At 69.4% G+C, this 26,373-nt stretch carries 29 protein-coding genes; 3 read left to right on the forward strand and 26 right to left on the reverse strand.

The genetic code is table 11. The annotated features are described in order from the left end of the window. The 12 genes from ON39_RS22585 to ON39_RS22640 form a co-directional block, all read right to left on the reverse strand. A partial coding sequence (locus tag ON39_RS22585) for a phospholipase D-like domain-containing protein (RefSeq protein ID WP_040737391.1) occupies positions 1 to 1,042 on the reverse strand: 1,042 nt, incomplete at its 3' end. A gap of 225 nt (positions 1,043 to 1,267) precedes the next feature. Continuing rightward, the gene (locus ON39_RS22590; protein WP_040737393.1) at positions 1,268 to 2,191 is read right to left on the reverse strand and encodes a tyrosine recombinase XerC; all 924 of its coding nucleotides are present in this window, start codon (positions 2,189 to 2,191) and stop codon (positions 1,268 to 1,270) included. A 48-nt stretch (positions 2,192 to 2,239) separates the two neighbouring features. Then, a complete protein-coding gene (locus ON39_RS22595; RefSeq protein WP_040737394.1) occupies positions 2,240 to 2,674 on the reverse strand; it encodes a PIN domain-containing protein in 435 nt (144 codons plus the stop codon). Further along, on the reverse strand, positions 2,671 to 2,910 hold the full coding sequence (locus tag ON39_RS22600; protein WP_040737436.1) for a ribbon-helix-helix protein, CopG family: 240 nt from the start codon (positions 2,908 to 2,910) through the stop codon (positions 2,671 to 2,673). The genes ON39_RS22595 and ON39_RS22600 overlap by 4 nt, the downstream gene beginning before the upstream one ends. A gap of 74 nt (positions 2,911 to 2,984) precedes the next feature. Next, entirely contained in the window at positions 2,985 to 4,154 is a 1,170-nt protein-coding gene (dprA, locus tag ON39_RS22605) for a DNA-processing protein DprA (protein ID WP_174412554.1), read from the reverse strand. A gap of 59 nt (positions 4,155 to 4,213) precedes the next feature. Beyond that, positions 4,214 to 5,722 (reverse strand): YifB family Mg chelatase-like AAA ATPase, encoded by a 1,509-nt coding sequence (locus tag ON39_RS22610; protein WP_040737395.1) that lies wholly within the window; start codon positions 5,720 to 5,722, stop codon positions 4,214 to 4,216. Continuing rightward, complete coding sequence (locus ON39_RS22615; protein ID WP_040737397.1) at positions 5,722 to 6,078, reverse strand: YraN family protein; 357 nt, start codon at positions 6,076 to 6,078, stop codon at positions 5,722 to 5,724. Before ON39_RS22615 ends, ON39_RS22610 begins: the two co-directional genes overlap by 1 nt. Before the next feature lie 113 nt (positions 6,079 to 6,191). Next, complete coding sequence (locus ON39_RS22620; RefSeq protein WP_011210678.1) at positions 6,192 to 6,497, reverse strand: DUF2469 domain-containing protein; 306 nt, start codon at positions 6,495 to 6,497, stop codon at positions 6,192 to 6,194. Positions 6,498 to 6,543: 46 nt separating this feature from the next. Further along, positions 6,544 to 7,299: a ribonuclease HII gene (locus ON39_RS22625; RefSeq protein WP_040737439.1), complete on the reverse strand. Its 756-nt coding sequence runs from the start codon at positions 7,297 to 7,299 to the stop codon at positions 6,544 to 6,546. A gap of 80 nt (positions 7,300 to 7,379) precedes the next feature. Continuing rightward, positions 7,380 to 8,162, reverse strand: coding sequence for a signal peptidase I (gene lepB / locus ON39_RS22630; RefSeq protein ID WP_169335907.1), 783 nt, complete (start codon positions 8,160 to 8,162; stop codon positions 7,380 to 7,382). Positions 8,163 to 8,341: 179 nt separating this feature from the next. Next, positions 8,342 to 8,683 (reverse strand): 50S ribosomal protein L19, encoded by a 342-nt coding sequence (gene rplS / locus ON39_RS22635; RefSeq protein WP_029893064.1) that lies wholly within the window; start codon positions 8,681 to 8,683, stop codon positions 8,342 to 8,344. Positions 8,684 to 8,846: 163 nt separating this feature from the next. Next, positions 8,847 to 9,413: a winged helix-turn-helix domain-containing protein gene (locus ON39_RS22640; RefSeq protein WP_040737400.1), complete on the reverse strand. Its 567-nt coding sequence runs from the start codon at positions 9,411 to 9,413 to the stop codon at positions 8,847 to 8,849. 74 nt (positions 9,414 to 9,487) lie between these two features. Between ON39_RS22640 and ON39_RS22645 the strand changes: the two genes are divergently transcribed. Beyond that, a complete protein-coding gene (locus ON39_RS22645; RefSeq protein WP_051186934.1) occupies positions 9,488 to 9,904 on the forward strand; it encodes a hypothetical protein in 417 nt (138 codons plus the stop codon). A 40-nt stretch (positions 9,905 to 9,944) separates the two neighbouring features. Here the strand turns inward: ON39_RS22645 and ON39_RS22650 are convergent, their stop codons facing one another. Together ON39_RS22650 and ON39_RS22655 are read right to left on the reverse strand one after the other, a co-directional pair. After that, entirely contained in the window at positions 9,945 to 11,105 is a 1,161-nt protein-coding gene (locus tag ON39_RS22650) for an EstA family serine hydrolase (protein WP_040737402.1), read from the reverse strand. 15 nt (positions 11,106 to 11,120) lie between these two features. Beyond that, positions 11,121 to 11,540: a DoxX family protein gene (locus ON39_RS22655; protein WP_040737403.1), complete on the reverse strand. Its 420-nt coding sequence runs from the start codon at positions 11,538 to 11,540 to the stop codon at positions 11,121 to 11,123. Between the two features lie 133 nt (positions 11,541 to 11,673). Here ON39_RS22655 and ON39_RS22660 point away from each other — a divergent pair, with 133 nt between their 5' ends. Then, positions 11,674 to 12,543 carry a sigma-70 family RNA polymerase sigma factor gene (locus tag ON39_RS22660; protein WP_040737404.1) on the forward strand — a complete coding sequence of 290 codons (870 nt, stop codon included), beginning with the start codon at positions 11,674 to 11,676 and terminating at the stop codon, positions 12,541 to 12,543. A gap of 364 nt (positions 12,544 to 12,907) precedes the next feature. Here the strand turns inward: ON39_RS22660 and ON39_RS22665 are convergent, their stop codons facing one another. From ON39_RS22665 to ON39_RS22685, 5 genes are all read right to left on the reverse strand, one after another. After that, positions 12,908 to 13,804, reverse strand: a complete 897-nt coding sequence (locus tag ON39_RS22665) for a hypothetical protein (protein WP_040737406.1) — start codon at positions 13,802 to 13,804, stop codon at positions 12,908 to 12,910. 24 nt (positions 13,805 to 13,828) lie between these two features. After that, positions 13,829 to 16,216: a Tex family protein gene (locus ON39_RS22670; RefSeq protein ID WP_174412555.1), complete on the reverse strand. Its 2,388-nt coding sequence runs from the start codon at positions 16,214 to 16,216 to the stop codon at positions 13,829 to 13,831. Between the two features lie 203 nt (positions 16,217 to 16,419). Then, the gene (locus tag ON39_RS22675) at positions 16,420 to 16,929 is read right to left on the reverse strand and encodes a hypothetical protein (RefSeq protein ID WP_146251146.1); all 510 of its coding nucleotides are present in this window, start codon (positions 16,927 to 16,929) and stop codon (positions 16,420 to 16,422) included. Positions 16,930 to 16,992: 63 nt separating this feature from the next. After that, positions 16,993 to 18,618 (reverse strand): AMP-binding protein, encoded by a 1,626-nt coding sequence (locus ON39_RS22680; protein WP_040737411.1) that lies wholly within the window; start codon positions 18,616 to 18,618, stop codon positions 16,993 to 16,995. Then, on the reverse strand, positions 18,618 to 20,240 hold the full coding sequence (locus ON39_RS22685) for an AMP-binding protein (protein WP_040737412.1): 1,623 nt from the start codon (positions 20,238 to 20,240) through the stop codon (positions 18,618 to 18,620). The genes ON39_RS22680 and ON39_RS22685 overlap by 1 nt, the downstream gene beginning before the upstream one ends. 87 nt (positions 20,241 to 20,327) lie before the next feature. Here ON39_RS22685 and ON39_RS22690 point away from each other — a divergent pair, with 87 nt between their 5' ends. Then, positions 20,328 to 21,179, forward strand: coding sequence for a helix-turn-helix transcriptional regulator (locus ON39_RS22690; RefSeq protein ID WP_085998249.1), 852 nt, complete (start codon positions 20,328 to 20,330; stop codon positions 21,177 to 21,179). Between the two features lie 280 nt (positions 21,180 to 21,459). On the opposite strand, the gene trmD is transcribed toward ON39_RS22690, so the two are convergent. The 7 genes from trmD to ON39_RS22725 form a co-directional block, all read right to left on the reverse strand. After that, complete coding sequence (trmD, locus tag ON39_RS22695; protein ID WP_040737416.1) at positions 21,460 to 22,146, reverse strand: tRNA (guanosine(37)-N1)-methyltransferase TrmD; 687 nt, start codon at positions 22,144 to 22,146, stop codon at positions 21,460 to 21,462. A gap of 150 nt (positions 22,147 to 22,296) precedes the next feature. Further along, the gene (gene rimM, locus ON39_RS22700; protein WP_040737418.1) at positions 22,297 to 22,821 is read right to left on the reverse strand and encodes a ribosome maturation factor RimM; all 525 of its coding nucleotides are present in this window, start codon (positions 22,819 to 22,821) and stop codon (positions 22,297 to 22,299) included. Further along, positions 22,822 to 23,064, reverse strand: a complete 243-nt coding sequence (locus ON39_RS22705; RefSeq protein ID WP_011210690.1) for an RNA-binding protein — start codon at positions 23,062 to 23,064, stop codon at positions 22,822 to 22,824. Beyond that, entirely contained in the window at positions 23,064 to 23,492 is a 429-nt protein-coding gene (gene rpsP / locus ON39_RS22710) for a 30S ribosomal protein S16 (RefSeq protein WP_040737420.1), read from the reverse strand. Before rpsP ends, ON39_RS22705 begins: the two co-directional genes overlap by 1 nt. Before the next feature lie 207 nt (positions 23,493 to 23,699). Then, on the reverse strand, positions 23,700 to 24,245 hold the full coding sequence (locus tag ON39_RS22715) for a dihydrofolate reductase family protein (RefSeq protein WP_040737422.1): 546 nt from the start codon (positions 24,243 to 24,245) through the stop codon (positions 23,700 to 23,702). A 70-nt stretch (positions 24,246 to 24,315) separates the two neighbouring features. After that, a complete protein-coding gene (locus tag ON39_RS22720) occupies positions 24,316 to 25,005 on the reverse strand; it encodes a class I SAM-dependent methyltransferase (protein ID WP_169335908.1) in 690 nt (229 codons plus the stop codon). A gap of 139 nt (positions 25,006 to 25,144) precedes the next feature. After that, positions 25,145 to 26,290 (reverse strand): amidohydrolase family protein, encoded by a 1,146-nt coding sequence (locus tag ON39_RS22725; protein ID WP_051186935.1) that lies wholly within the window; start codon positions 26,288 to 26,290, stop codon positions 25,145 to 25,147. Positions 26,291 to 26,373 lie beyond the last annotated feature (83 nt).

Below are 26,373 nucleotides of genomic sequence, written 5' to 3' on the forward strand. Positions count from 1 at the left end.
TGGGGGCGCCCGCCTCGGTCACGGGGTAGTAGACGCCGAGCCGGTTCTCGGTGTCGGCCGCCCACAGCAGGTGCAGGAGGCGACGGCGCGCCCCGTCCATCGCGAGTTGCTCGAGCCAGCCGTCGGCGTGGCGGGGCAGTACCAGCACGATCTCCGGGCCGTTCGGCTCGCGCAGCCGTGCCGCGATCGCCTCGGCGATAGCGCGCGAGGCCAGGTACTGGCTCTCGATGTACAGCGACCGCGTGGCGCTCGCGATCGCCGCCCGGTACAGCGCCTCGATCTCCCGGACCTCGGCACGGTCGGCGAGCTCGGGGAACGTCCGCGCGATGCCCACGTCCACCGACCGCATCGTCGGCTCCAGCCCTTCCGGCCACGGCGTGTCCCCGGCGATCTCGTCGACCGGGTCCAGCTGCTGGCCCGTCGCCGCTTTCCAACGGTCCCTGGCCAATTCGCCGATCGCCTTCGCCGCCTCCCCGTCGACGGCGGTGGTCGCGTCGTGCCACGGCCCGTAGCGGTTGCCGTTGGGCTCGGTCCGGTAGTGGTTGTCGTCTCGGTGGTCGCTGGTGTCCCAGCGGTCGACGGTCATGTCGATGCCGCCGCAGAAGGCGAGCGCGTCGTCGATCACCACGATCTTCTGGTGGTGTGCGGACCCGATCGGGTGCGCGGCGTCCATCTCGAAGTGCAGCCGCCGATCGGTCATCCAGTTGATGACGAAGATCGGCGTCATCCCGCGGCCGATCGCGGCGAACGCGCCGATGTTCCACTTCAGCAGGTAGATGTCGAGATCGGGCCGCTGCTTCGGCAGCCAGGACAGGAACTTGCCGAGCCGGTTGGGGCCGTCGAGAGTCTTGTCGTGCGGTTCGAACTTGATCCGGGTATCGAAGTCCCAGCCGATCAGCACGATGCGTTTGCGGGCCTGCAGCATCGCGGACTTGGCGTAGCGGAAGTAGTCCGCGGCGTCGACGATGCACGCCAGGCGATCGGCGCGGGCGATCTGCCAGCAGGTTTCGCCGGGTCTGAGGATTGGTCGCTCGTCGTTCATGGGTAGTCGGTTCTCTCCTCCGGCCGGACAACTATCCCGCAGGTGAACGTTTCACAGTACTGCGCGGTCGCGAAGGCGGGCTGGTCCTGGGGCTCCGCACTACTGGATCGGGTGCGCCATGTTCCCGATCTGGCGATCGAGAAACGTTGCGCGCTAGGCAGTTCGACCCGTCGCGAGTTCGCCTCCGGCACGCCGGGCGGGCTCGCGATGATCAGGTTGTGCGCTTTAGGCGCGGGGGTGGGCTTGGTCGTGGACTTTTTTGAGGCGTTCGATGGAGACATGGGTGTAGAGCTGAGTCGTGGCCATGCTGGCGTGCCCCAGGAGTTCCTGGACGACGCGGAGATCGGCGCCGCCCTCCAGGAGATGGGTGGCCGCGGTGTGGCGTAGCCCGTGCGGGCCCATGTCGGGTGCGCCGGGGATGGACGAGACCACCTCGTGCACAACACTTCTGGCCTGGCGCTGGTCGAGGCGTTTGCCGCGGCGTCCGAGCAGCAGCGCCCGGCCGGAGTCGGCGGTGGCGAAGGCGGCTCGGCCGTGCTGGAGCCAGTTGCCGATCGCCTCGTCGGCGGGGATGCCGAAGGGGGCCGAGCGTTCCTTGTTCCCCTTGCCGAGCACGCGGACGACCCGGCGTTCGCGGTCGACGTCGTCGATGTCGAGGCCGCAGAGCTCGCTGACCCGAATCCCGGTGGAGTACAACAGCTCCACGATCAACCTGTCCCGCAGCGCCATCGGATCATGCTGCGCAGCACCGGATTCTGCGGCGTCCATGGCGCCGAGCGCCTGCTGGCGGCCCAGCACGGCGGGCAGCACCCGGTGGGCTTTGGGCGAGCCGAGCCGCAGCCCGGGATCCACGGGCAGCCGGCCGGTCTGCGTGAGCCAGGCGGTGAAGGTCCGGGCCGAGGAGGCCCGCCGCGCCATCGTGGTGCGCGCCACCCCGGCCTGCGCCTGCTGGGCCAGCCAGGATCGCAGCAGTGTCAGATCCAGTTCGCGCACCGCCGAATCCGCCGACCTCGCGTACAGGTGCGCCAGCAGCGAACGCGCGTCGCCGAGGTAGGCGCGCACCGTGTGCGCCGACCGGTTCCGGCCGAGGCGCAGATGCCTGGCGTACTCGGTCAGCAGCGCTTCCAGGTCCTCGGGTAGTTCTTCCATCTCACCACCGTTCCGACAGTCGTTTTCCTTGGCAAGCCACCGCGCCGGTCACAGGTCGTCGGGTAGCACACGGAAAGCCGCGGTACCCGTCAACGGGCGGATCGCGCGAAAGTCCTTGCGGTCGAGGGTCAGAATCACGTCGGTCTCGTACTCGGCTGCCAGGACGACGTTGACCGCGTCGGTCAGATCCAGTCGCAGAGCGGCGTAGTGGTCCTGCACCCGGCGCGCCTTGCGCAGGAGACCGCTCGGCAGATCCGGCGCGGCGACCCGGCCGAGCGGTTCCTGGGCGAGCAGCCAGTCGTTGAGCATGCCCGCCGTCGACCAGTCGAAATCTCTGGTCACGACGAACTCGATTTCCAGCAGCACCAGCGGGCAGACCACCGTCAGCGCCGCCTCGGCCAGTGCGGCGCGGGCCCGCTCGTGTTCCGGCTCGCCGCTGTTGAAGGCCGCTACCAGGCCCGAGGTGTCCCCGATGACGATCAAGTGTTCCGCCGGATGATCTCGTCGGCCACCGCCTCCTTGATCTCCTCGTGGGTCCACGTGCGGCCGAAGTCGAGCCTCGGGATGTCCCACTCCTCGTCCCAGCGCTTGGTGCGCAGTGCAGCGATGTGGAACGCCTCGCGGAAAATCTCGGACTCCGGCCGTCCCTCCCTGAGGGCAGCCGCCTTGATGAGGGCTAGGTCTTCCTCGTCGACCATTACCGTTGTCTTTTTCAGCATGGTGGTTATGGTACCAGTGCCATACATGGGTGAGGGGGTCCTTTTCTGGGTTGGATTGCGTTGGGACACTTGGCCTATCGGTGGCGACGGGCGGGTTGCTTTCGGTACCAACCGGACTCGTTCGCGCCGACCAGTTCCGCCAGTTCGAGCGCGGGTAACGCCGCCCGGACGGCGGGCAGCGGCAGGCCGGACTGTTCGGCCAACTCGCGCGGCAAGCGGGAGCCGACCTCCGGCAGTGCGGCGAATACCAGGGCCTCGTCACCGGACAGGGCCGCCCCGGGACTGTCGCTCGGGTCGGGCAGCAGGAGCCGAAGCGGTCCCGCCTCGTCGATGACCTCCTCGGCGCGGGTGACGAGCAGGGCCTCGCCGTCGCGGATCATCCGGTGGCAGCCGGCGGAGGCGGCCGAGGTGACGGGGCCGGGGACCGCCAGCGCCGGACGACCCAGTCGCCGAGCCCATTTCACCGTGTTGCGCGCCCCGCTGCGCAGACCCGCCTCCACGACCAGCACACCGTCGGCCAGCGCGGCGACGAGCCGATTACGCGCTAGGAACTGGTGTTTGTGCGCCGGCGTGCCCGGCGGATACTCGCTGATCACCAGCCCGGTCTCGGCGATCTCCGTCAGCAGCCGATCGTGCTGTGCGGGATACGGCCGGTCGACACCGCAGGCCAGCACCGCGATGGTCACGCCGCCGACGGCCAAGGCCGCGCGATGCGCCATCGCATCGATGCCGAAGGCCGCGCCGGACACGATCGTCCAGCCCTTCGCCGCGAGATCGCCCGCGATTTCGGCGGTGACCTGATTTCCGTAACCGCTGCTGCACCGAGCGCCGACGACCGCGACGGCCCGGTCGCTCGATTCCAGCAGCGATCGTGGTCCGCGCACCCACAGGACCAGCGGCACCGCGCCGTCGCGGTCACGCCCCGAGTCGAGCTGAGCCAGACCCAGCAACCGCCAGGCCGGCCACTCCGGATCGTCGGGCGTCACGACCCGGCCGCCGAGCCGCTCCATCAGATCCAGATCGCGTGCGGCCGTATCGGTTCCGCGCCGCTGCTCGGTCGGTCCGCGCAACGATTGCGGCAGCGCGCACTCGCGCACCGCACGCGCCGCCTCGACGACCCCGACCGACTCGATCAAGGCCGAGAGCGCCGCGCACGGCCCGGCCACCACTCGCGACAGATACACCCACGCCAACCGTCGCTCGTAGCCGTCGATGTCGAACGGCGCGGCGCCGCCCGCGGTCATGGCGAGGTCGATGTCCACCTCGTCCACGAAAGAGTCGCGGGCCGCCGCGCACTCCGGGCTCACTGCGCGCCTCGCTGACGGAAGTTCAACGCGGCCAACACGTCCTGAGCCGTGGGCAGCTCCACGCCGCGCAGGTCGCAGATCGTCCACGCCACCCGGATGGCGCGATCGGCGCCGCGGGCGGACATTCGACCGAGTCGCAAGGCTGTCTCGACCGGCGCGATCGCCTCGCGCGGCAGGCGGAATTGCTGGCGCAGAATATGTCCCGGCACTTCGGCATTCGTGAGCCACCCGTGCTCCCGCCAGCGCCGCACCGCCGCCTGCCGCGCCAGGGCGACCCGAGCGCGCACCACCGCACTGCTCTCGGCCTCGTCGGTGCTGAACGCCGCGCCGGACTGGCCGTGCATCTGCACCCAGAGGTCGATGCGATCCATCAGAGGCCCGGACAGCTTCCCGAGATAGCGCCGCCGGGCCAGCGGCGCGCAGATGCAGTCGACGTCACGAGCGGGCGCGCACGGGCAGGGATTGGCCGCGAGCACCAGCTGGAAGCGGGCCGGATACCGGGCGACGCCGTCGCGGCGGGCGATGCGAACCTCGCCCTCCTCCAACGGTGTTCGCATCGCCTCCAGCACCTTCGTGCCGATCTCGGCGCACTCGTCGAGGAAGAGCACGCCGCGATGCGCCCTGCTCACCGCGCCGGGGCGCGCGGTGCCGGAGCCGCCGCCGACCATCGCGGTCACCGAGGTGGAGTGGTGCGGCGCGACGAACGGCGGCATGGTGATGAGCGGATGGTCGCCGGAGAGCACGCCCGCCATGGAGTGGATGGCGGTGACCTCCAGCGACTCCGCCTCCGACAGCGGCGGCAACAGCCCCGGAAGACGTTGCGCCAGCATGGTTTTCCCGATGCCGGGCGGACCGGTGAGCAACAGATGGTGGCCGCCGGCCGCGGCCACCTCGAGCGCCCAGCGCGCCTCGTCCTGCCCGACCACCTCGCTCAGGTCGCCACCGGAGGGCACCGGCTCGGGCAGCTGCCCGCTGGGTTCGGCGAGCGTGCCCTCCCCGCGCAGCCAGGCCACCACGGTCCGCAGGCTGGCCGCCCCGAAGACCTCGATCCCGTCGACCAAACCCGCCTCGGCCAGCGCGCCCTCCGGCACGACTACCGCGGGCCACCCCGCGTTGCGGGCCGCGATCACCGCGGGCAGGATGCCGCGCACGCGCCGGACCCGGCCGTCCAGGGCGAGCTCGCCGAGCAGCACCGTCTTCGCCAGCCGTTCCGACGGCACCGCGCCCGACGCGTCGAGCACCGCGATGGCGAGGGCGAGATCGTAGACGGAGCCGATCTTCGGCAGCGTCGCGGGCGAGAGGGCCAGGATCACGCGGCCGTCCGGCCACTTCTCCCCCGAGTTCGCCACCGCCGAACGCACCCGGTCCCGCGATTCCTGTAGCGCTGTGTCCGGCAGGCCGACGAGGTGTACCGAGGGCAGGCCCTGCCCGATGTCGGCCTCGATCTCGACGAGCAGGCCGTCGACCCCGGTGACGGCGACCGAGTGGGCCCGGCCGAGCGCCATCAGAACACCGCCTTGAGATGGTCGATCTCCGGCTCGTATCCCCGGGCGAGCAGCACCGAGACGACGTCGAACCGGATCTGCCGCCACGGGCCTTGCTGCTCGGACAGCCACAGCAGGGCGAGCCGCCGGATGCGCTGCTGTTTGGTGAAGGTGACGGACTCGGCCGGGGTGCCGAAGCCGAGGCCCGTTCGGGTCTTCACCTCCACGAACGCGGTGACGTCGGCGTCGCGGACGATCAAGTCCAGCTCGCCGTATCTGCATCGCCAGTTTCTGCTGACGATCTCCATCCCCGCGGTCTGCAGGTACCGTGCCGCCAGCTCTTCCCCGTGTGCGCCGAGCGCTCTTCTGTCTGTCACTCGGCCAGCGTGCCCGGCGGTGCGCCTCGGCTTCGGGCGATGACCTGGGCAAATGCCGGGTCTGTGAACAACTGAGGCCCTGTGCACAACTCACCGTGCGCAGGGGCCGGGCGTTACTCCGGCAGGCGCAGGTCCGGCTTCTCGAGCTCCTCGATATTGACGTCCTTGAAGGTGATCACGCGGACGTGCTTGACGAAGCGGGCCGGGCGGTACATGTCCCACACCCAGGCGTCGCTCATCCTGACCTCGAAATACACCTCACCGTCGGCGTTCTGCGGCCGCAACTCCACGGAGTTGGCCAGGTAGAAGCGGCGCTCGGTCTCCACCACGTACGAGAACTGGCCGACGATGTCTTTGTACTCCCGGTACAGCGAGAGCTCCATCTCGGTTTCGTACTTCTCGAGGTCCTCGGCACTCATCGGGTGGGACGTCCTCCTTCTCGCCGCGCTGCGTCGTGTGCTGACATCATCGCGCATGGGTGGCGCCGGTAGCCACTCGGCTATCCGGACGCACGACTGGGAACTCCTCGGACAGCATCGCGTCGACCTCCCCCGCGAGCACCGCGTCGGCCTCGTCGGCCACCGCGGCGACCGGTCGCAGGCCCGCCGCCTCGCGCACATTGCGCCAGGAACGCCGGTGCTCGTCGCTGGGGCCGAGGCGGTTCAGGGCGGCGATGTGGTCGGGCGTGTTGTAACCCTTGTGCGACGCGAAACCGTAACCGGGAAAACGCTCGTCGAGCTCGACCATCATCCGGTCCCTGGTGACCTTGGCCAGGATGCTCGCGGCGGCGATGCAGGCCGCCGCGGCGTCGCCGCCGATCACGGGCAGCGAGGGCGCGGGGATGCCCGGCACGCGGAAGCCGTCGGTGAGCACGTAGCCCGGCGTCCGACCGAGCCCGGCGACGGCGCGGCGCATGCCCTCGATATTGGCGACGTGGATGCCGATCGAGTCGATCTCCCAGGCCGGGATGACCACCACGTTCCAGGCCAGCGACAGCCGGATGATGACCGGATACAGCTCCTCCCGCACGGCCTCGGTGAGCTTTTTGGAGTCGTCGAGCCCGGCCAGCTTGTCGTAGGCCTTGGGCGCGAGCAGGCAGGCGGCGACGACCAGCGGCCCCGCGCACGGTCCGCGACCCGCCTCGTCGACGCCGGCGACCGGGCCGAGCCCGCTGCGGATCAACGCCGCTTCCAGCGTGCGCAGCCCACCCGCCTTGCGCATCACCACGCGCGGCGGCCACCCATTGCTCTGTCCCACTCGGCTATGCCCCACCCGTCCAATTATGCTGCGCCCGCTGACATTCAGTTCGCTTGGGCGTTCTGCGAACGCACCGGACCGATCCGGTTCGGCGGCCAGATCTTGAACACGGCCTTGCCGCGGACGTTGTCCACCGGGACGGTGCCCTGCAGTTCGTCGCTGATGTGGGCGCGCGAATCGGCGGACTCGTTGCGGTTGTCGCCCATCACCCACAGGTGCCCCTCGGGCACCTTGACCGGCTTGAACTCGCGTCCGCCGCCGGGGCCGTACGGCTGGCCGGGAACGTACGGGAACAGGTAGCGCGCGTACGGCTCGTCGAGCGGCTTGCCGTCGACCAGCACCCGTCCCTGCGCGTCGCAGCACTGCACCGTTTGACCGCCGACCGCGATGACCCGCTTCACCAGGTCGTTCTCGTCCGGCGGCACCAGGCCGAAGAACGAGAAGAAGTTCTGCACGCCGCGCACGGCCGCGTTGTCCGAACGGATCGACTGGTAGTGGGTGTTCCACGAGGGCGGGCCGACGAACACGACGACGTCGCCGGGCTGCGGATCGCCCCAGTAGTAGCTCAGCTTCTGCACGTAGATGCGGTCGCCCGTGCAGCCGGCGCAGCCGTGCAGCGTGGTCTCCATCGATTGCGACGGAATGACGTACGGGCGGCCGACGAAGGTGACCATCAGCGCGGCGATCACCGCCGCGATGACGATGAGGATCGGCAGCTCCTGCCAGAACGGACGCTGCTTCTTCTCGCGCCGCCGCCTGCCGCGACGCCGCCGCACCCCCTCGTCGCCCGAATCGGACACCGACACCGACCCACTTTCGTCTGCCACGCCGAACAGATTAGCCCGGCACCCTGAGACTCGTTCGACGCCGGGCGACCGGCGTCACACTATTTCAGTTGTTCCGTCGGTGACCCACTGTGATCAGTCACACCGAAAACAGTAGCCCGGCACCGGAAACGAGTTCCGATGCCGGGCTACCGGACGCGCGGAGGCGTCGAAGAGCTAGCTCAGCGCTTTTCCTTGATCTTGGCGGCCTTGCCGCGCAGATCGCGCAGGTAGTACAGCTTGGCGCGGCGAACGTCACCGCGGGTGACGACCTCGATGTGGTCGATGTTCGGGGTGTGCACCGGGAAGGTGCGCTCCACGCCGACACCGAACGACACCTTGCGGACCGTGAAGGTCTCGCGGATACCGCCACCCTGGCGTCGGATGACGACGCCCTTGAAGACCTGGATGCGCTCCTTCGAGCCTTCGATGACCTTTACGTGCACATTGAGGGTGTCGCCCGGCCGGAAGTCGGGGACGTCGCTGCGCAGCGACTTCTCGTCGACGAAGTCAAGGGTGTTCATTTCCATCCTTATGGGTTCGCGCGAACAGAGGACCCTGGCGGCACATCGCGTGCTCGGCCGGTTCATGCTCCGATTCAAGGGGATGCGCCTGGTCCACAAATCACCCAGGGCAACCCGAGTATTGTGCCAGATCAGCGGGTCGCCGGAGAAATCGGCCCCCGGATCAGGCCGGGGCGTCGGGCACCGCGAACAGGCGGATGTTCATGGGCTCGGCCCCCTCGGGGGCGTTCTCCCGGTCGACAGTGTATCGCTCGAGCAGGGTCCGATACTCCGACATGAACGCCACCACCTGGTCTTTCGTCAGATGCGTTCCGTGCCGCTGCACCTGCGCCCAGCCCTGCGGGCCCGCCCATTCCCGCACGGCCCGCAGGTAGAGCTCGATATCGCGACCCGACTTCAGCCGGGCCAGATGCTCGGCCGCGGCCAGCTCGGCCGGTTCCATGGTCGCCGGATCGGGCGTGGTGTGGCTGAACGGCAGCGACTTCCACCAGCGTTCGCGACCGGTCGACTTCTCCGCGATCTCGGTGATCAACCCGAGTTCGGCCAGCTTGCGCAGGTGATAACTGGTGGAGCCGGTGCTCTCGCCGAGTTCCGTGGCGAGCGCCGCGGAGTTCGCTTCCCCGTGTTTGCCCAGGTAGGCGAGGATTCGGGCGCGCAGTGGGTGCGCGAGGGTGCGGTAGAGGGCGGTGCGTTCCGCACTCGTCATGTCGTCACCGGTGCGCGGGGTCATACGGGAAGGATAGCAAAGAGTTTTTTGCAAAGAAATATTTGCAAAGAACTCTTTGCGGACGTAGCGTGGCCGTCATGCGACTGACCGCCCTGCATCCCTTCACCACCCACACGGCGCGCCGGCTCATCGCCGCCAGCGGGCTCTTCCTCCTCCCCTGGGCCGCCATGCTCTGGAATACGTTGCCGAGCACGGCGCACGTGCGACATTGGTCGGCGGCCTGGATCGGCTTGGACCTCTTCCTCGCCGCCGGTTGCGGACTCACCACGATGTTGTTGCGCCGCAACGACTCCAGGGCTCGGCTGGTCGCGTCGGCGGTCGCCGGGGCGGCGGTGATCGATCTGTGGTTCGACCTGATCACCGCCGAACCCGGAGCCCAATTCGCACAGGCGGTGCTCTGCGCGCTGGCCGAGACCGCGCTGATCGCCGCGTGCCTGCGGATCGCGCTGGCACCGGACGAGGCGCCGGCCCGTGAATGGCGAATCGCCGCCTAGGCCGCGTTGTGAAGTCCGGGGTGCAGCCTCGAAATGTCGCCTAGCCCTGGCTGTCTCGAATGGCGCGATGCAGCGCCGCGGCCAGCCGATCGTTCTCCGGTCCGTTGAAGCCGAAGGCGGCGCGACGACGGGTATAGCCGTAGGCCAGGCCGCTGTGCGGGTCGGCGAATCCGTCGGAGCCGGCGGCGCCCGCGTGACCGAAGGCGTTCGCCCCGAGGAACGGAAGCCGAAGACCCTTGGCCTCGAAGCCGACCAGATACGGCGCGTTCGCACCGCGGACCAGATCGTGGCCTGCGGTCTGCACGGTGGTGAACACGGCGAGCGTGTCGGGCTTCAACAACGGTGCCCGTCCGTCGATCTCGGAGATGGCGGCGGCGTACATGCCTGCCAGACCGCGCGCACTGCCGACACCACCCATCGAGGCGGGTCCGTTGGCGCGCAACCGCGAATCGTTGGGCAGGGCTAGCACGTCGTCCGCCGTGAAGCCGGGGGCGTTGAGGTTGTACGAGATGCCCGGAAGACTCTGCGGCCCAGGAGAATTCGCTTCGAAGGCGGCCTGCGTCTCCGGTGTTGCCAGCCACGGCAGGATCGGGAGGTAGCGATCGTCCAGCGCCGCGGGCAGCCCTAGATAGATGTCCAGATCGTAAGGCGCCCGGACGCGTTCCTCGAACAACTCCTGGATGGAGCTGCCCATGAGGCGTCGGACGACCTCGCCGAGAATGGCGAAGGTGACGAACCCGCCGTAACCCTGCAGCACGCCGGGCCGGAAGAACGGGCGCTGACCGGCGATGCGCTCGGCGATGAGCTGGTCGTCGGCGAGTTCGGCATGACTGAAGCCGCCGTCCACGCCGATCGCGCCGAACTTGTTCGTGAGTACCTGACGCAGGGTGATCGTGACCTTGCCCCCGTCGGCGAACTCCGGCCAGTAGGCCGCGACGGGGCGATCCAGATCGAGCATCCCGTCCTGCACCAGCAGCGCGACGACCAGCGCCGCGGCGCCCTTGGTCGAGGAAAGCAGGCCGGTGAGCGTCTCGCCGGTCACCTGCGCGCCGGACCAGAGGTCGACCACCGGCCTGCCGTGCGCGAAAGCGGCCAGCTGCGAACCGGATTCGCCGTTCTCCTGGGCGACTACCTCGGCGTACTCGGCGCGCACGGCCTCGAATCCCGGTGCGACCGTGCCGTGTACCTCGATGGTGCTCATGATGTTCTCCTTGTGTCAGGCGCGCGCGGAGCGACGCAGCAGCGCGAGTGGGTTGCGCCGGCCGCGCGGCGGCCGCAGACCCCAGGACGTGAGGGTGAGGCCGGCGAAGACCAGCGGGCCGACCCACGCCTTGGGCTCGTCGCCGACCGCGACGTGCGAGGCGGCCGCGCCGCCGTAGACGAAGGTCAGCCCGGCGTAGGCCCACTCCTCGGCCTTGGGCGGGGCGGGCAGCACGATCGCGGCCACCGCGGCGGCCTTGGCGACGCCGAGGATCGTCGCGAAGTACATCGGATATTCGAGCCGGTCGAAAACGTCACGGACATAAGGGATCCTGGCGATGTCCCAGTAGGAGCCGACCACCGATTCGGTGAGCAGGACCCCGGTGGCGCCCAGGTAGGCGACGCGCAGGGCGACGTCCTTCGAGCTGGTTTTCATGATTGTCGAACCTTCCGTCGGTGTTGCTGTCTGTCTGACGGACGGCGGGGCGCGAAGGTAACACCGCGCCGCGTTGTCACAGTCGCGGCTCGCGAATCGTCATCACGGTGGGACGACAACGCGAGGAGACCACGTGGACGAATACCTGGCCGATCGGTTCGAGGAGCATCGCGCGCACCTGATCGCGGTGGCCTACCGGATGCTCGGGTCGCTGGCCGAGGCCGAGGACGCCGTGCAGGAGGCGTGGCTGCGGCTGGCCCGCACCGATCAGGACGGCATCGACAATCTCGGCGGCTGGCTGACCACCGCCGTGAGCCGGGTGTGCCTCGATCTGCTGCGCTCGCGGCGGGCGCGGCGTGAGGACTCGTTCGAGGAGCAGCTGCCCGATCCCGTCGTCCGCCTCGACGACGGCACCGACCCGGAGCAGCAGGCGGTGCTCGCGGACTCGGTCGGGCTCGCGCTGCTCGTGGTGCTCGACTCGCTGAACCCGGCCGAGCGGCTCGCCTTCGTGCTGCACGACATGTTCGCCATGCCGTTCGATCAGATCGCGCCGATTCTCGGCAAGTCCTCCGGCGCGGCGAAGATGATCGCCAGTCGCGCGCGCCGACGCGTCCAGGGCGAGACCCCACGCCTGGATCCGGACCTGCCCCGTCAGCGCCGCGCCGTGGCCGCGTTCCTGGCCGCGGCCCGCGACGGCAGCTTCGACGCGCTGCTGTCCATCCTCGATCCCGACGTGATGCTGCGCTCGGACAGCGGCGTCGGCGGCGTCCAGATCATCCGGGGCGCCACCGCGGTCGCCGGACTGCTGGACACGTTCCACAAGTTCGCCATCATGTACGACATCACCCCCGCCGTGGTCAACGGCGTTGCGGGCCTGTTGAATACGGCCGACGGCAGGCCGATGTCGATCATCGCGTTCACCGTCGCCGACGACAAGATCACCGCCATCGACCTCCTCGCCGACCCCGCACGCCTGGCCGCCCTCCCCCTGCCGGCTCGCTGACCGGCCGCGCGGCGCGCCGCCGACGGATGCGCTCCGGTGCGTGATTCCGCACTACTTTCCGAAAGCTGGTATCCGCCGAGCGCAGATCCCCAGAGGTGGTGCGGATCTGGGTATCGAACGCGGGGGCGGGGTTCGATGGCGCGCGAATTGCCCAGTTGCGCAGCACCTCTCCTACCGACGCCTGCCCACCGCACTCGCCGCCGGAGATCCGCACTGGTTCGCTGGACCGCGCCGCTCGCCGAGAGGCCGCAGCGAGTGCTCCAGTGCCGACTTCGAAAGCACGGCACCCGCCACCCAGGCCATCGTCGACGCCCTGCTCTAGCGGATCCCGTGCAGTAGTGCGGATCTCGATCGAACGCGGAGTTCAGTCGCGATCCGGAGTATGCGATACGGGCTCGGGCTCGTGGTCCGCCGGGAACAGCGAGAGGTGGTGCCGATGCGGAGCCGGCGGGGCGGGGACGACGGTTCTGGTCAGCTCGGCCTCGGCGGCGGTGCGGACGTGCTCGACGTCGGGTTTGCCGGCGACCAGGTCCTGCACGAAGATCTTGGCGCGGATGACCGGGCGACGGTAGCGGCGCTCGCGGACGATGGAGCGATACATGAGGCGGCGGCGGTCGGCGTAACGCCAGCGCGCCCATGGTGCGCCGGGACGGCTCAGGCGCAGCGCGCCGACGAACAGCAGCGGCAGGAAGAACATGCCGAACAGCCCCGTCCAGATCTTCCCCTTGGCGATGACGATCGCCGCCAGCGCCAGGTTCACCACCGCGAAGGCGACGACGAACACCCTGACCTCGATGCTCGGGTCGCTGCGGAAGTCGTTGAGGTCGAGCAACCACAGCGGGTGAAAACCCAGCAGCAGCAACCCGGTCACCGCGAGCGCGACGAACACCGCGTCCACAGAGGTGCGCCCCTGCTCCTCCCAGTACACATCGCGCAGGTAGAAGATCAGCGCGAACTCGTCGAGGGTCAGCGCCGCGCCGACACCGAAGGCGGCGGCGAGCACGGCGGCCGTGGTGGTGTCGGCGGTCTGGTACAGGGTGACCATGCCGACGCCGGACGCCAGCACCAGGATCACCCCGAACACCATGTGGTGGATGTGCACCCCGCCGGAGCGCAGGTTGCCCGGCCACCAGCGCACCTGCTTGCGGATCAGCCGGACGCTGAGCCGGATCAACAGGAAGCCGACGATGAACCCCAGCAGGAAGCACAGCAGCGGAAGCCTGCCCTGCGCGACCACATCCTCACTCAGCCATCGGCGCATGGCCGCCCGAAACCTCCCTCCGGTCTACTGACCGAAACCCGCCCTGCGCAAGGCATCCGCCATCGACCCGGTCGGCGCGGGCGCGTTGCGGCGCTGGTTGCCGCCGCCACGACCCTGGCCCTGATTGCGCTGCCCTTGATTGCGGCCCTGCTGGTTCTTGCCCTGCCCATTCTGCCGCTCACCGCCGCCCTTGCGGTCACCCTGACCGCGCTGACGGTTCTCACCCTTCGCCGTCGCCCCCGGCTCGTCGTCGAGCCGCAGCGAGAGCCCGATCCGCTGCCGGGCGACGTCGACCTCGAGCACCTTCACCTTGACCACGTCGCCGGTGTTCACCACCTCGCGCGGATCCTTGACGAAGTTGTGCGACATGGCCGACACGTGGACGAGCCCGTCCTGGTGCACGCCCACGTCGACGAACGCGCCGAAGGCCGCGACATTGGTGACGACCCCTTCGAGCACCATGCCCGGCTCGAGGTCGGCGACCTTCTCCACGCCCGCGGCGAACTCCGCGGTCTTGAACTCCGGTCGCGGGTCGCGGCCCGGCTTCTCCAGCTCGGTGATGATGTCGGTGACGGTCGGCAGGCCGAAGCGTTCGTCGGTGAACTCGTCGGGCCGCAACGAGCGCAGCACGGTCGTGTTGCCGATGACCTCGGTGATGTCGCGCCCGGTCGACTCCATGATCCGCCGGACCACCGGGTATGCCTCGGGGTGCACCGCGGACGTGTCGAGCGGGTCGTCGCCGCCGCGGATCCGCAGGAAGCCCGCGCACTGCTCGAACGCCTTCGGGCCGAGCCGCGGCACCTCGAGCAGCGCGGTCCGGCTGCGGAACGGGCCGTGCTGATCCCGGTGCGCGACAATGCTTTCCGCGACCGAGCCGGCGATGCCGGACACGCGCGAGAGCAGCGGCACCGAGGCCGTGTTGACGTCGACGCCGACCGCGTTCACCGCGTCCTCGACCACCGCGCCGAGCGAGCGCGCGAGCAGCGTCTCGGACACGTCGTGCTGGTACTGGCCGACGCCGATCGACTTCGGGTCGATCTTCACCAGCTCGGCCAGCGGGTCCTGCAGGCGGCGGGCGATCGACACCGCGCCGCGCAGCGACACGTCCATGTCCGGCAGTTCCTGCGTGGCGTACGCCGAGGCGGAGTACACCGAGGCGCCCGCCTCGGACACCACGATCTTGGTCGGCTTGTTCTCCGGAATGCGCGAGATCAGCTCGGCGGCAAGGGCGTCGGTCTCGCGCGAGGCGGTGCCGTTGCCGATGGCGATGAGCTCGACCCCGAAGCGGGCGACCAGCGCGCCGAGCACCGCGAGGGACTTCTCGGTCTGGCCCTGCGGCTTGTGCGGGTAGATCACCTCGGTCGCGACCACCTTGCCGGTGGCGTCGACCACGGCGACCTTCACGCCGGTCCGGTAGCCCGGGTCGAGGCCCATGGTGGTGCGGGTGCCCGCGGGCGCGGCGAGCAGCAGGTCGCGCAGGTTCGCCGCGAACACGTCGACGGCGTCCTTCTCGGCCGCCTGCCGCAGCCGCATCCGGGTGTCGATGCCCAGGCTCACTTGCAGTTTGGTTCGCCACGCCCAGCGCACGGTGTCCAGCAGCCACGTGTCGGCGGCGCGGCCCTTGTCCGCGATGCCGAATTTGATCGCGATACGGCCCTCGTAGATGGACCGTTCACCGGGTTCGAGCTCCTCGGTGTCTGGCTCGAGATGCAGCGAGAGCACGTCTTCCTTCTCGCCGCGCAGCAGCGCCAGGATGCGGTGCGAGGGCAGCTTGGTGAACGGCTCGTCGAACTCGAAGTAGTCGGCGAACTTGGCGCCGGCCTCCTCCTTGCCGGGGCGCACCGTGGACCGGATCTGACCGCGGTTCCACATGAGCTCGCGCAGCTCGCCGACGAGGTCGGCGTCCTCGGCGAACCGCTCGACCAGGATCGCGCGCGCGCCGTCGAGCTGCTCGGCGTTGTACTGCGCGGGATCGGTGGTCGGGTCGTTGATCAGCGCGTCGGCGACCGGCTCGTGGCCCGCCTCGCGCGCGATCTGCGCCTTGGTGCGCCGCTTCGGCTTGTACGGCAGGTAGATGTCCTCGAGCCGCGCCTTGGTCTCGGCGAGCATGATCTGCTGGTGCAGGGCGTCGTCCAGTTTGCCCTGGCCGCGGATGGATTCGAGGATGGCGCCGCGGCGCTCGTCGAGTTCGCGCAGGTAGTGCAGGCGCTCGTCCAGCAGGCGCAGCTGGGCATCGTCGAGACCGCCGGTGACCTCCTTGCGGTATCGCGCGATGAACGGGACGGTCGAGCCGGCGTCGAGCAGCTCGACGGCGGCACGCACCTGGCTCTCCCGCACCGCGAGCTCGTCGGCGATGCGACGGTTCACGCTCGCTTGGCTCACGACGCCTGCGGACGTCGCGGGCGGGGGCACGGCGGTGTCGGACTCTGCACTTACGGTCTCGGGCGCTGTCGTCACGTCCGGAGACACTACAGTTGCCGCCCGACATGAGGCCCACACCCGGCGAATCCGGATCGCCCGTACCGCATCGCCGCAGGCCACGGGCGCGGGGCCGACACGACACAGCGAACCCGGCCGAGCGTGCTCGACCGGGTTCGACGCGTGTGCCGAGTCACCTACGGCAGCACCAGTTCCGGGCTGTAGATCCGCGCGATCCCCTGGCCGTTCTTGGTTACCTCGGTGTAGCTGACATACCGATGGCCGGGCTTCACCTTCGCGGCGTCCACGGTCAGCGGCGGCGACGGGTACCTACCGTTCAAGCAGCGGAAGGGGCCGCTGTCGGCGACCTCTTCGTTGTCGCCGGTCTGGTACGCGTCTTTATCCACGACCTTCACCACCATCGTGCAATTCTTGTCGGTGATGGTGTCGTTTTTGATGGTGAGTCCGCCGAATGCCCGGATCACCGGGCTCTCCGGATAAATGCACGACTCCACCTCCGCGGAGCCGTCGCTCGACAAATACGTGCCCGAGCAGATATACGAGCTGTCCGGCGCCGCGACGGCGGCCGGCGCCAGCGCGAGCAGTGGCGCCGCGCCGACGAAAACACAAGACAGGACACGTGATAACGAACCGATGGACATGCAAGGCCCCTCTGCAGAACGAATTATCAGATCCCCGATCAACACCTTGTCTCACCCTATGTGCGACACCGGGCGGTTACATGCCGGTACTAATCGGGGCAGCTGATATCAGGTCTGGTCGGACAGCCCCAGCAGTGCACGCGAGAGTTCGCGCATTTCCGCCTTGCGAATCTTGCCGGTGACCGTCATGGGGAACTCGTCCACCACGTGCACGTAGCGCGGAATCTTGAAGTGCGCCAGTTTGCCCGCGCAGAACTCGCGGACCGCGTCGGCGTCCAGCGGCGTCGCGCCCTCGCGCATCCGGACCCAGGCCATCAGCTCCTCGCCGTATTTCGGGTCGGGCACGCCGATCACCTGAGCGTCCAGGATGTCCGGGTGGGTGTAGAGGAACTCCTCGATCTCGCGCGGGTAGACGTTCTCGCCGCCGCGGATCACCATGTCCTTGATCCGGCCGGTGATCGCCAGATAACCGTCGTCGTCCATCACGCCGATATCGCCGGTGTGCATCCAGCGGGCCGCGTCGATGGCCTCGGCGGTCTTGGCCTGGTCGTCCCAGTAGCCGAGCATCACCGAGTAGCCGCGGGTGCAGAGTTCGCCGGGTTCGCCGCGCGGCACCGTGAGACCCGTTGCGGGGTCGACGATTTTGACCTCGAGGTGCGGGCCGACCCGGCCGACGGTGGCGGTGCGCCGATCGATGCCGTCGTCGCGGCGAGTCTGAGTGGACACCGGCGAGGTCTCGGTCATGCCGTAGCAGATGCACACCTCGTGCATGCCCATCCGGTCGATCACCCGCTTCATCACCTCGACCGGGCACGGCGAGCCCGCCATGATGCCGGTGCGCAGGCTCGACAGATCCGGTGTGGCGGAGTCCAACTCGGTGAGCAGCGCGATGAACATGGTCGGCACACCGTAGAGCGAGGTGCAGCGCTCGGACTCGACGGCGGCCAGCGTCGCGACCGGATCGAACGCCGGGGCCGGAATGACCACGGCCGCACCGTGACTCGTGCTGGCGAGGTTGCCCATGACCATGCCGAAGCAGTGATAGAACGGCACCGGAACGCAGATCCGGTCCTGTTCGGTGTAGCCGCACAGCTCGCCGACGAAGAAGCCGTTGTTGAGGATGTTGTGGTGGCTCAACGTGGCGCCCTTGGGGAAACCCGTTGTGCCCGAGGTGTATTGAATGTTGATCGGGTCGTCGATGGACAGCTCGGCGGCGAGCGCGGCCAGGCGGTCCGCGTCGATCTCGGTGCGCGACAAGCCTTCCCACTCCGACGTCCCGAGCACGAGCACCTGCTCCAGCGTCGGGCAGTTCGGCCGGACATCGTCGATCATCGCGACATAGTTCGAGGTCTTGAACTCCGGCGCCGAGACCAGCAGCCGCACGCCCGCCTGGCGCAGCACGTACTCCAGCTCGCTCGTCCGGTAGGCGGGGTTGATGTTGACCAGGATCGCGCCGATCTTCGCCGTCGCGTACTGCACGAAGAACCACTCGGCGCAGTTGGGCGCCCAGATGCCCACCCGGTCGCCCTTGCCGATGCCGCGCGCGGCCAGCCCGGTGGCCAGCGCGTCGATCGCGGCGCCGAGTTCGCGGTAGGTCCAGCGGCGATCAGAAGGCTTGTCCACCAACGCTTCCCGGTCCGGAAAGGCGGCGATGGCACGATCGAGATTGCCGCCGATCGTGTCGCCGAGCAGCGGGGTGTCCGAGGTGCCGGACGCATAGCTCGGGTGCGACATCACTTGTTTCCCCTCTGCCGCAGCACGAATCGCTGCACCTTGCCGCTCGGCGTCTTCGGCAGCTCCTCGACGAAGTGCACGGTGCGCGGGTACGCGTGCGCGGCGAACTTCTTCTTCACCAGATCCTGCAGCTCGGCCTCGAGCTCCGCGCTGCCCGCCGACCCGTCGCGCAGCACCACGAACGCCTCGAGCACCTCGCCGCGCAGTTCGTCCGGCATGCCGACGACGGCCGCCTCGGCGACCCGCTCGTGCAGCACGAGCACGCTCTCCACCTCGAACGGGCCGATGCGGTAGCCGGCCATGATGATCACGTCGTCGTCGCGGGCGGAGAAGCGGAAGAAGCCGTTCTCGTCCTGTGAGCCCGCGTCGCCGGTGAGATACCAGCGGCCGTCGGGGGTGTAGCGCTGCGCGGTGCGTTCTGGCGCGTCGAGGTAGCCGAGGAACCACAGCAGCGGGCTGTTCTGGGTGTCGATGGCGACGCGGCCGAGTTCGCCGGTCGGCGCGACGGTGTCGGCGTTGTCGGACAGCACCGCGCAGGTCCAGCCGGGCAGCGACCGGCCCATCGAGCCCGCGGGAACCTCGGCGTCGAGCGCCTCGTGCCAGCAGTTGCAGATGAGCATGCCGTGCTCGGTCTGCCCGTAGTGGTCGCGCACGGCGACGCCGAGGTGCTCGCGCGACCACGCGACGACCTCCGGGGTCAGCGGCTCGCCCGCGGAGGAGGCGCGCCGCAGGGTCGCCCGCAGCGTCGGCGCGGTCGCGTCGGAGCGCAGCGCGCGATACACCGTCGGCGCCGCGGTGAAATTGGTGACGCCGAACCGCTCGAGCACCTGCCAGGTGAGCGCGGGCGAGAACGGGGCGTGCAGCAGGATGCTGCGCACGCCGCTGGCCAGCGGGGCCATGATCGCCCAGTACAACCCGTAGGCCCAGCCGGGGTCGGCCGCGTTCCAGAAAACGTCGTCGGCGCGCACGTCCAGCGCGAACTCCTGATACGCCTGGAACGAGGCCAGCGCGCGCAGCGGAATCGGCACGCCCTTCGGGGTGCCGGTGGTGCCGCTGGTGAACAGCTCGACCAGCAGTCCGTCGCCGCCGACCACCGCGGCTGGTTGCCGCGGGGCGTCGTCGGCGAGCAGGTCGGCCATGCCGAGCGTGCCCTCCGGCGCGTCGCCGCTGACGATGATCTGCCACGGCGCGTCGGCGGGCATGTCGGGGCCGGGGGCCAGTTTCGGCGCCTGGTCGGCGTCGGCGATGACGATCGACGTGCCGCTAGCGGTCAGGCGGAACGCGATGGCGGGCGGGGCGAACGCGGTGAACAGCGGAACGTGCACCGCGCCGCGCCGCCAGATGCCCAGCAGCGCGACCACCAGATCCGCCGACTTCGCCATCAGCGTCGCGACGCGGTCGCCCTGCTGGATCCCGAGTTCGGCCAGGCCCGCGGCGAAACGCTGTGAGCGCTCGCGCAGTTCGCCATAGGGGAGGTCGACCGAGGACAGATCGCGCTCGACGATGGTGAACGCGATCGCGTCCGCCGGATGCCGATCGCACAGCAGATCCGCCGCGGACGCGTCCGGTCGGTCGTACATGTCCAGCAGTTCGCGCACCCGGGGTTGCAGGTCGGTACCCATCTCGCCACTCCTCATCGTGATCCAGCTCACCCAATAGGATGTGGGTCACACCGAGTCCGCCACTACCCCCGAAAAGGGGTGAGTCCCTTGACCCACACCGCACTGCTGCGCCCGCGCGACGCCGACGCGTTGCGCGCCGAGATCCGCTGGGTGGCGGGTACGGCCGGGGTGCCGGTGACGTTCGGCGGCGAGGTGCACGGCGACGCGCTGGTGCTCTCGGAGTTCGTCGGCACGCTGACCAACGGGCTGCGCGGGTTGTCCGTGCTGCGGACCTCCGGGCTCGGCGGACGCGTCATGGAGTCCGGGCGGCCCGCCTCGGTCACCGACTACGTCAACACGTCCACGATCACCCACCACTACGACGGCCCGGTCTCCGGCGAGGGGCTCCGCTCGATCGTCGCGGTTCCCGTGGTCGTCGACCGGCGGTCGCGCGCCGTGCTCTACGCCGCCACCCGCAGCGCGAGCCCGCTCGGCGACCGCACGGCCGACCTCGTCGTCCAGGCCGGGCGCCGCCTCGCCGCCGAGATCACCATCCGCGACGAGGTGGACCGCAGGCTGCGCCTGCTGGAGACGACCGCGCCCACCTCCGACACCGCCCCTGCCGTCGCGGAGGAGCTGCGCGACATCCACGCCGAACTCCGCGGCGTGGCGCGCTCGGCCACCGACGAGGACCTCCGAGCCCGCCTGCACAACGTCTGCGAACGGCTCACCCGGGTCATGGTCGGCGACCCCCTCCCCGACGCGCCCCGTCTGTCCCGCCGCGAGCTCGACGTCCTCGCCCAGATCGCCCTGGGCTGTTCCAATCAGGAAGCGGCGCAACGCCTTTCCCTCGGACCGGAGACGGTCAAGAGCTACCTGCGCAATGCCATGACCAAACTGGACGCCCACTCCCGCCACGAAGCCGTCGTCACCGCACGACGCCACGGCTTGCTGCCCTGAGCGGGGCGCTGAATCGCCCTGCGACAGAGGGTCACCCAGCGTCGGCGCCGCGCGGTCAGCCGGACGCTCGCGTTCGCCGGGGGCCGGCGAGGTGCTGACTCCGATGTTCCTGCCCGCCGGTGTTTTCGACGTCTGAGGCTTGGATGCCGACGACCCGCCGCGTGACCACGCGCGTGCTCATCCCCGTTCAGCGGGCGGCTCGCGGGGGGCCGTGACAAACAACCGGGGCACGGCGGGCTCGTTCGCGGACGAGGCCGGCCCCTTGGCGTAGGCGCTCGGCTCAGTCCAGGTCGTGGAGCAGGTCCGGGCGGCGGTCGCGGGTTCGAGCTAGGGACTGTTCGTGACGCCAGGCGGCTACCTTGGCGTGGTCTCCGGAGAGGAGGACCGGGGGAACCTCGAGGTCGCGCCATACGACGGGGCGGGTGTAGCTGGGACCCTCCAGGAGGCCGTCGGAAAACGAATCCTCTTGGTGAGATTGCTGATTGCCGAGGACGCCGGGGAGGAGGCGGACGACGGCCTCGGTCATGACGAGGACCGCGGCCTCGCCGCCGATCAGGACGTAGTCGCCGATGCTGACCTCCTCGACGCGAACGCGCCGGGCGGCGTCGTCGAAGACGCGCTGGTCGATGCCTTCGTAGCGGCCGCAGGCGAAGACGAGATGCTTTTCACCGGCCCAGCGGTGCGCGGTTTCCTGGGTGAACGGGACCCCGGCCGGCGTGGGGACGACCAGCAGCGCGTCGTCGGGGCACACCTCGTCGAGCGCGTCGCCCCAGACGGTGGGCTTCATGACCATGCCCGGTCCCCCGCCGTACGGGGAGTCGTCGACGGATTTGTGCACGTCGTGGGTCCAGCGGCGCAGGTCGTGCACGTCGAGGGAGATCAGGCCCTTGTCGATCGCCTTGCCGAGCAACGCCGTGCGCAGCGGCTCGAGGTATTCCGGGAAGATCGTGACGACGTCGAGCTTCATGCGAGCCCCCATTTGTTGCGCTTCATGCGAGCCCATGTTCTGCGTGTCGTGCGAGCGCCGAGTTTCGCACGTCGTGCGAGTCGCCGAGTTCTGGCTTCATGCGAGTCGCCGAGTCCCGCGGCTCATCGCGGGACATCGAGGTGCGCCCACTCATTCCGGATCGAGGAGGCCCTCGGGCGGATCGATGACGATCAGCCGGTCCGCGAGCGACACGGTGGGCACGATCGCGGTGACGAACGGAATCAGAATCTCCCGCCCGTCGTCGGCGGCCTTGACCGAAAGCAGTTCTCCCGCAGCGGAATGCAGCACCTCACGCACGGTGCCGACCACGGTGGCGTCGGCGAGCTGGACGGTCAGCCCCTCGAGTTCGTGGTCGTAGAACTCGTCAGGGTCCTCCGACGGCGGCAGATCCTCGCTGTCCACGACGAACAGCGTGCCGCGCAGCGCGTCGGCCGCGTCCCGGTCGGCGACCCCGGCGAGAAACACCAGAAGCCGGCCCGAGTGCTCCCGGGCCGACTCCACGGTGAAGTCGCGGACTTCCTTGGATCGCGCCAGCCGCCCGCGCAGCTTGCTGCCCGGCGCGAACCGGGCCTCGGGCTCATCGGTGCGTATCTCGACGACCAGTTCACCGCGCACGCCGTGCGACTTGGCGACCCGTCCTACGACGAGTTCCATCTACTGATCGGTGTCGACCACGTCGACCCGGATGCCCCGGCCGCCGATGCCCGCGACCAGAGTGCGCAGCGCGGTCGCGGTACGACCGCCGCGACCGATCACCTTGCCCAGGTCGTCGGGGTGCACGTGCACCTCGACGGTGCGTCCGCGGCGGCCGGTGATCAGCTCGACGCGGACGTCATCCGGGTTGGCGACGATGCCGCGAACAAGATGTTCCACGGCATCGGCCACGACAGCGCTCATTACTCCGCAGCCTCAGTCGCCTCGGCGGCCTCTTCCTTCTTGGCGGCCTTCTTCTTCGGGGTGACGGCCTCGGTGGTCGGGGCGTTGTCGGCGGCGGCGAGCGCGGCGTTGAACAGGTCCAGCTTGGACGGCTTCTCGGCCTTGGTCTTCAGCGTGCCCTCGGCGCCCGGCAGGCCCTTGAACTTCTGCCAGTCACCGGTGATCTCCAGCAGGCGCTGGACGGGCTCGGTCGGCTGCGCGCCGACGCCGAGCCAGTACTGAGCGCGCTCGGAATCGATCTGGATGAGCGACGGCTCTTCCTTCGGGTGGTACAGGCCGATGGCCTCGATGGACCGGCCGTCCCGGCGGGTGCGCGCGTCGGCGACGACGATGCGGTACTGGGGGTTGCGGATCTTGCCCAGGCGGGTGAGCTTGATGCGAACAGCCATGCTTGTTCTGCCTCTTTCGTAGGTTGGTCACGGCGCAATTCAGCGACCCGCACGGTCTGCGAGCCCGGTTTAGCGCATGGAGTGTGTGACCGCCGCGCGGTACGTAACCGGAGACGGGCTGACACTGTCCAGCAAGGACGAGGGTTCATTCTGCCAGACGCGCCACCCCCACCTGAAATCGCGTGCCTCGAGGGTTACGGCTGAGGACTACGACGTCCGGTAACGCAGCAACACCACCCCGGAGTCGAACGGGCGGGTCTCGACCAGCCGCAGCCTTGACAGCGCGGGAGCGTCGGCGAACAGTCGCCGGCCCGTGCCCTCCACGACCGGATGGACGAACAGCCGGTACTCGTCCACCAGGTCGGCGGCGATGAGCGCGTGGACCAGCCGGATGCTGCCGGTCGCGACGATGTCCTGGCCCGGCTGGTCCTTGACCGCCGCGAGTTCGTCGAGGTCGCGCAGGATGACCGTGTTCTCCCACCCCGGGTCTGCGAGGGTGCCGGACACGACATATTTCGTCACCTTGTTCAGGTGATCGGTGACGCCGGTCGTGTCGTCGGTGCGCTGCGGCCAGTACCCGCGCATCTCCTCGAAGGTGACGCGGCCGAACAACACCGCGTCGGAGTTCGCCATGTGCCCGCGCAGGACATCGTCGAGATCGGACCGATCCTCGGTGCCGGCCACGCCGAACCAGTCCGCGGCCTCGATCACGCCGTCGATGGTGCTGTTCTCGGTGACGATCAGATCCCGCATCGTTGCTCCTCCGGTGTGCATAGGTCTTTTACTGAAGACCCGCCGGGGCAACGGAATTCATCGCAAGGTGTCAGCCGTTCGGGGCCGCGGCGATGAGGGCGTTGGTGCGCATCCAGGGGCCGCCCCACCACAGGCGCCAGCCGAGTGAGCGGGCGGTGAGGGTTTTGGCGCCGTTGGCGGTGAGGGTGGTCTCGTACTCGCCGGTGCGGCCGATATCCACTAGGACGAGGTGGCCGCCGGGGCGCAGCACGCGCAGCGCCTCGCGTACCGCGGCGGCCCGGCCTGCGGAGGCCTTGATGTTGTGGATGGCGAGGCTGGAGACGATCACGTCGAACTCGTCGTCGCGGAACGGCAGCGCGGTCATGTCGCCGGTGTGCAGTTCGATGCGGTCGGCGACGTTCTCGGCGACGGCGTTGCGTTCGGTGGTGGCGAGGCTGTTGCCGGACTGGTCGACCGAGCGCCACAGATCGATGCCGACCGCGCGGCCCTCCGGCAGGCGTTTGGCGGCGGCGAGCAGCACCGCGCCGCGGCCGCAGCCCAGGTCGAGCAGGCGCTCGTCGCCGCGTAGCCGGAGGTCGTCGAGCAGGCCGTCCCAGGCGCGGAACTTGCCGCGCCGGGTGGCGTGCAGGAACAGCCCGAACTGCGCGGCCATGATCAGGCCGATCAGGAGCGTCAGCCACGCGGGTGCGACATTGCCGACCAGCGCGTTCGCGACGGCGGCGACCAGGAAGCCGACCGCGAGGGCGCCGAGCATGAGCATGATGGGCGGGGCGTCGAAACCGTAGGACGCCCGCCGTGGTGTGGTAGCCGTCACGGGTCGATTCTATCGAGCTCGAGAAATTTCGCGCCCCAACACTTTTCAGGGCTCGAGCGCTGCCGCCACGCCGGTTCGCGGCTGTTCACCGATGAGCGGTGACGGGCGTGTGGTTGCGGTAGACGCGGCCCCGCAGAACCACGGCCTGCGGAGAGTTCAGGATTCGCGGGTTGATGCGCGGATCTTCTTGGTAGACGACGAAATCCGCGGGAGCGCCGGCTTCGATGCCGGGGTGGCCAAGCCAGGATCGGGCGTTCCAGGAGGCGGCGCCGAGGGCGTCGTGGGTGGACAGGCCGGCGGCGGACAGGGCGACGATCTCGTCGGCGATGCGGCCGTGGCGGATGGAGCCGCCCGCGTCGGTGCCCGCGAAGATGGGCACGCCCGCGTCGTGGGCGTTGGCCACGGTCTCGCGGACGCGGCGATGCAGGTCGCGCATGTGTGCGGCGTAGACGGGGTATTTGCCCGCGCTGTCGGCGATCTCGGGGAAGGTGTCGATATTGACCAGCGTCGGCACCAGGGCGGTGCCGTGCTCGACCATCATCTCGATGGTGTCGTCGGTGAGGCCGGTGCCGTGCTCGAGGCAGTCGATGCCCGCCTCGATCAGGCCGGGCAGCGCGTCCTCGCCGAAGACGTGCGCGGTGACCCGCGCGCCGTTGGCGTGGGCGGCGTCGATGGCCTCCTTGAGAATGGCGTCGCTCCAGAGCGGGCGCAGGTCGCCGACGGAGCGGTCGATCCAGTCGCCGACGATCTTCACCCAGCCGTCGCCGAAGCGGGCCTGCTCGGCCACGATGTCCGGGAGGTCGCGTTCGTCGTCGAGTTCGATGCCCAGCTCGCGGATGTAGCGGCGGGGTCGGGCGATGTGACGGCCCGCGCGGATGATCCGCGGCAGCTCCTCGTGGTCGTCGATGAAGCGGGTGTCGATCGGCGAGCCGGCGTCGCGCAGCAGCAGCGCGCCGGCGTCGCGTTCGGTCTCGGCCTGCGCGATGGCGCCCTCGCGGTCCTCGTCGCCCCCGCCGTACCGGATGCCGACGTGGCAGTGCGCGTCGACCAGGCCGGGGACGATCCACCCTGTGCGGCAGAGTGTTTCGGCCCCGGACACCGGGTCGAAGGAGACGAGCCCGTCCCGCACCCAGATATCGCGGACCTCCGCATCGGGGAGAACCACACCTCGCAGATGCACTGTCCCGCCTCTCCACGACTCCAGGCCGGACCTCGCTCCGGCGTCGGTCATCGGCGACCGACGCCGAGAATCGTGAGTACGTCGACCCGCCGGTCCGACGATAACAAGGACCGTATCCGCAGAGAACAAACCGG

Source organism: Nocardia tenerifensis NBRC 101015 (genome assembly GCF_000308715.1).
In the GTDB taxonomy this organism is placed as follows: domain Bacteria; phylum Actinomycetota; class Actinomycetes; order Mycobacteriales; family Mycobacteriaceae; genus Nocardia; species Nocardia tenerifensis.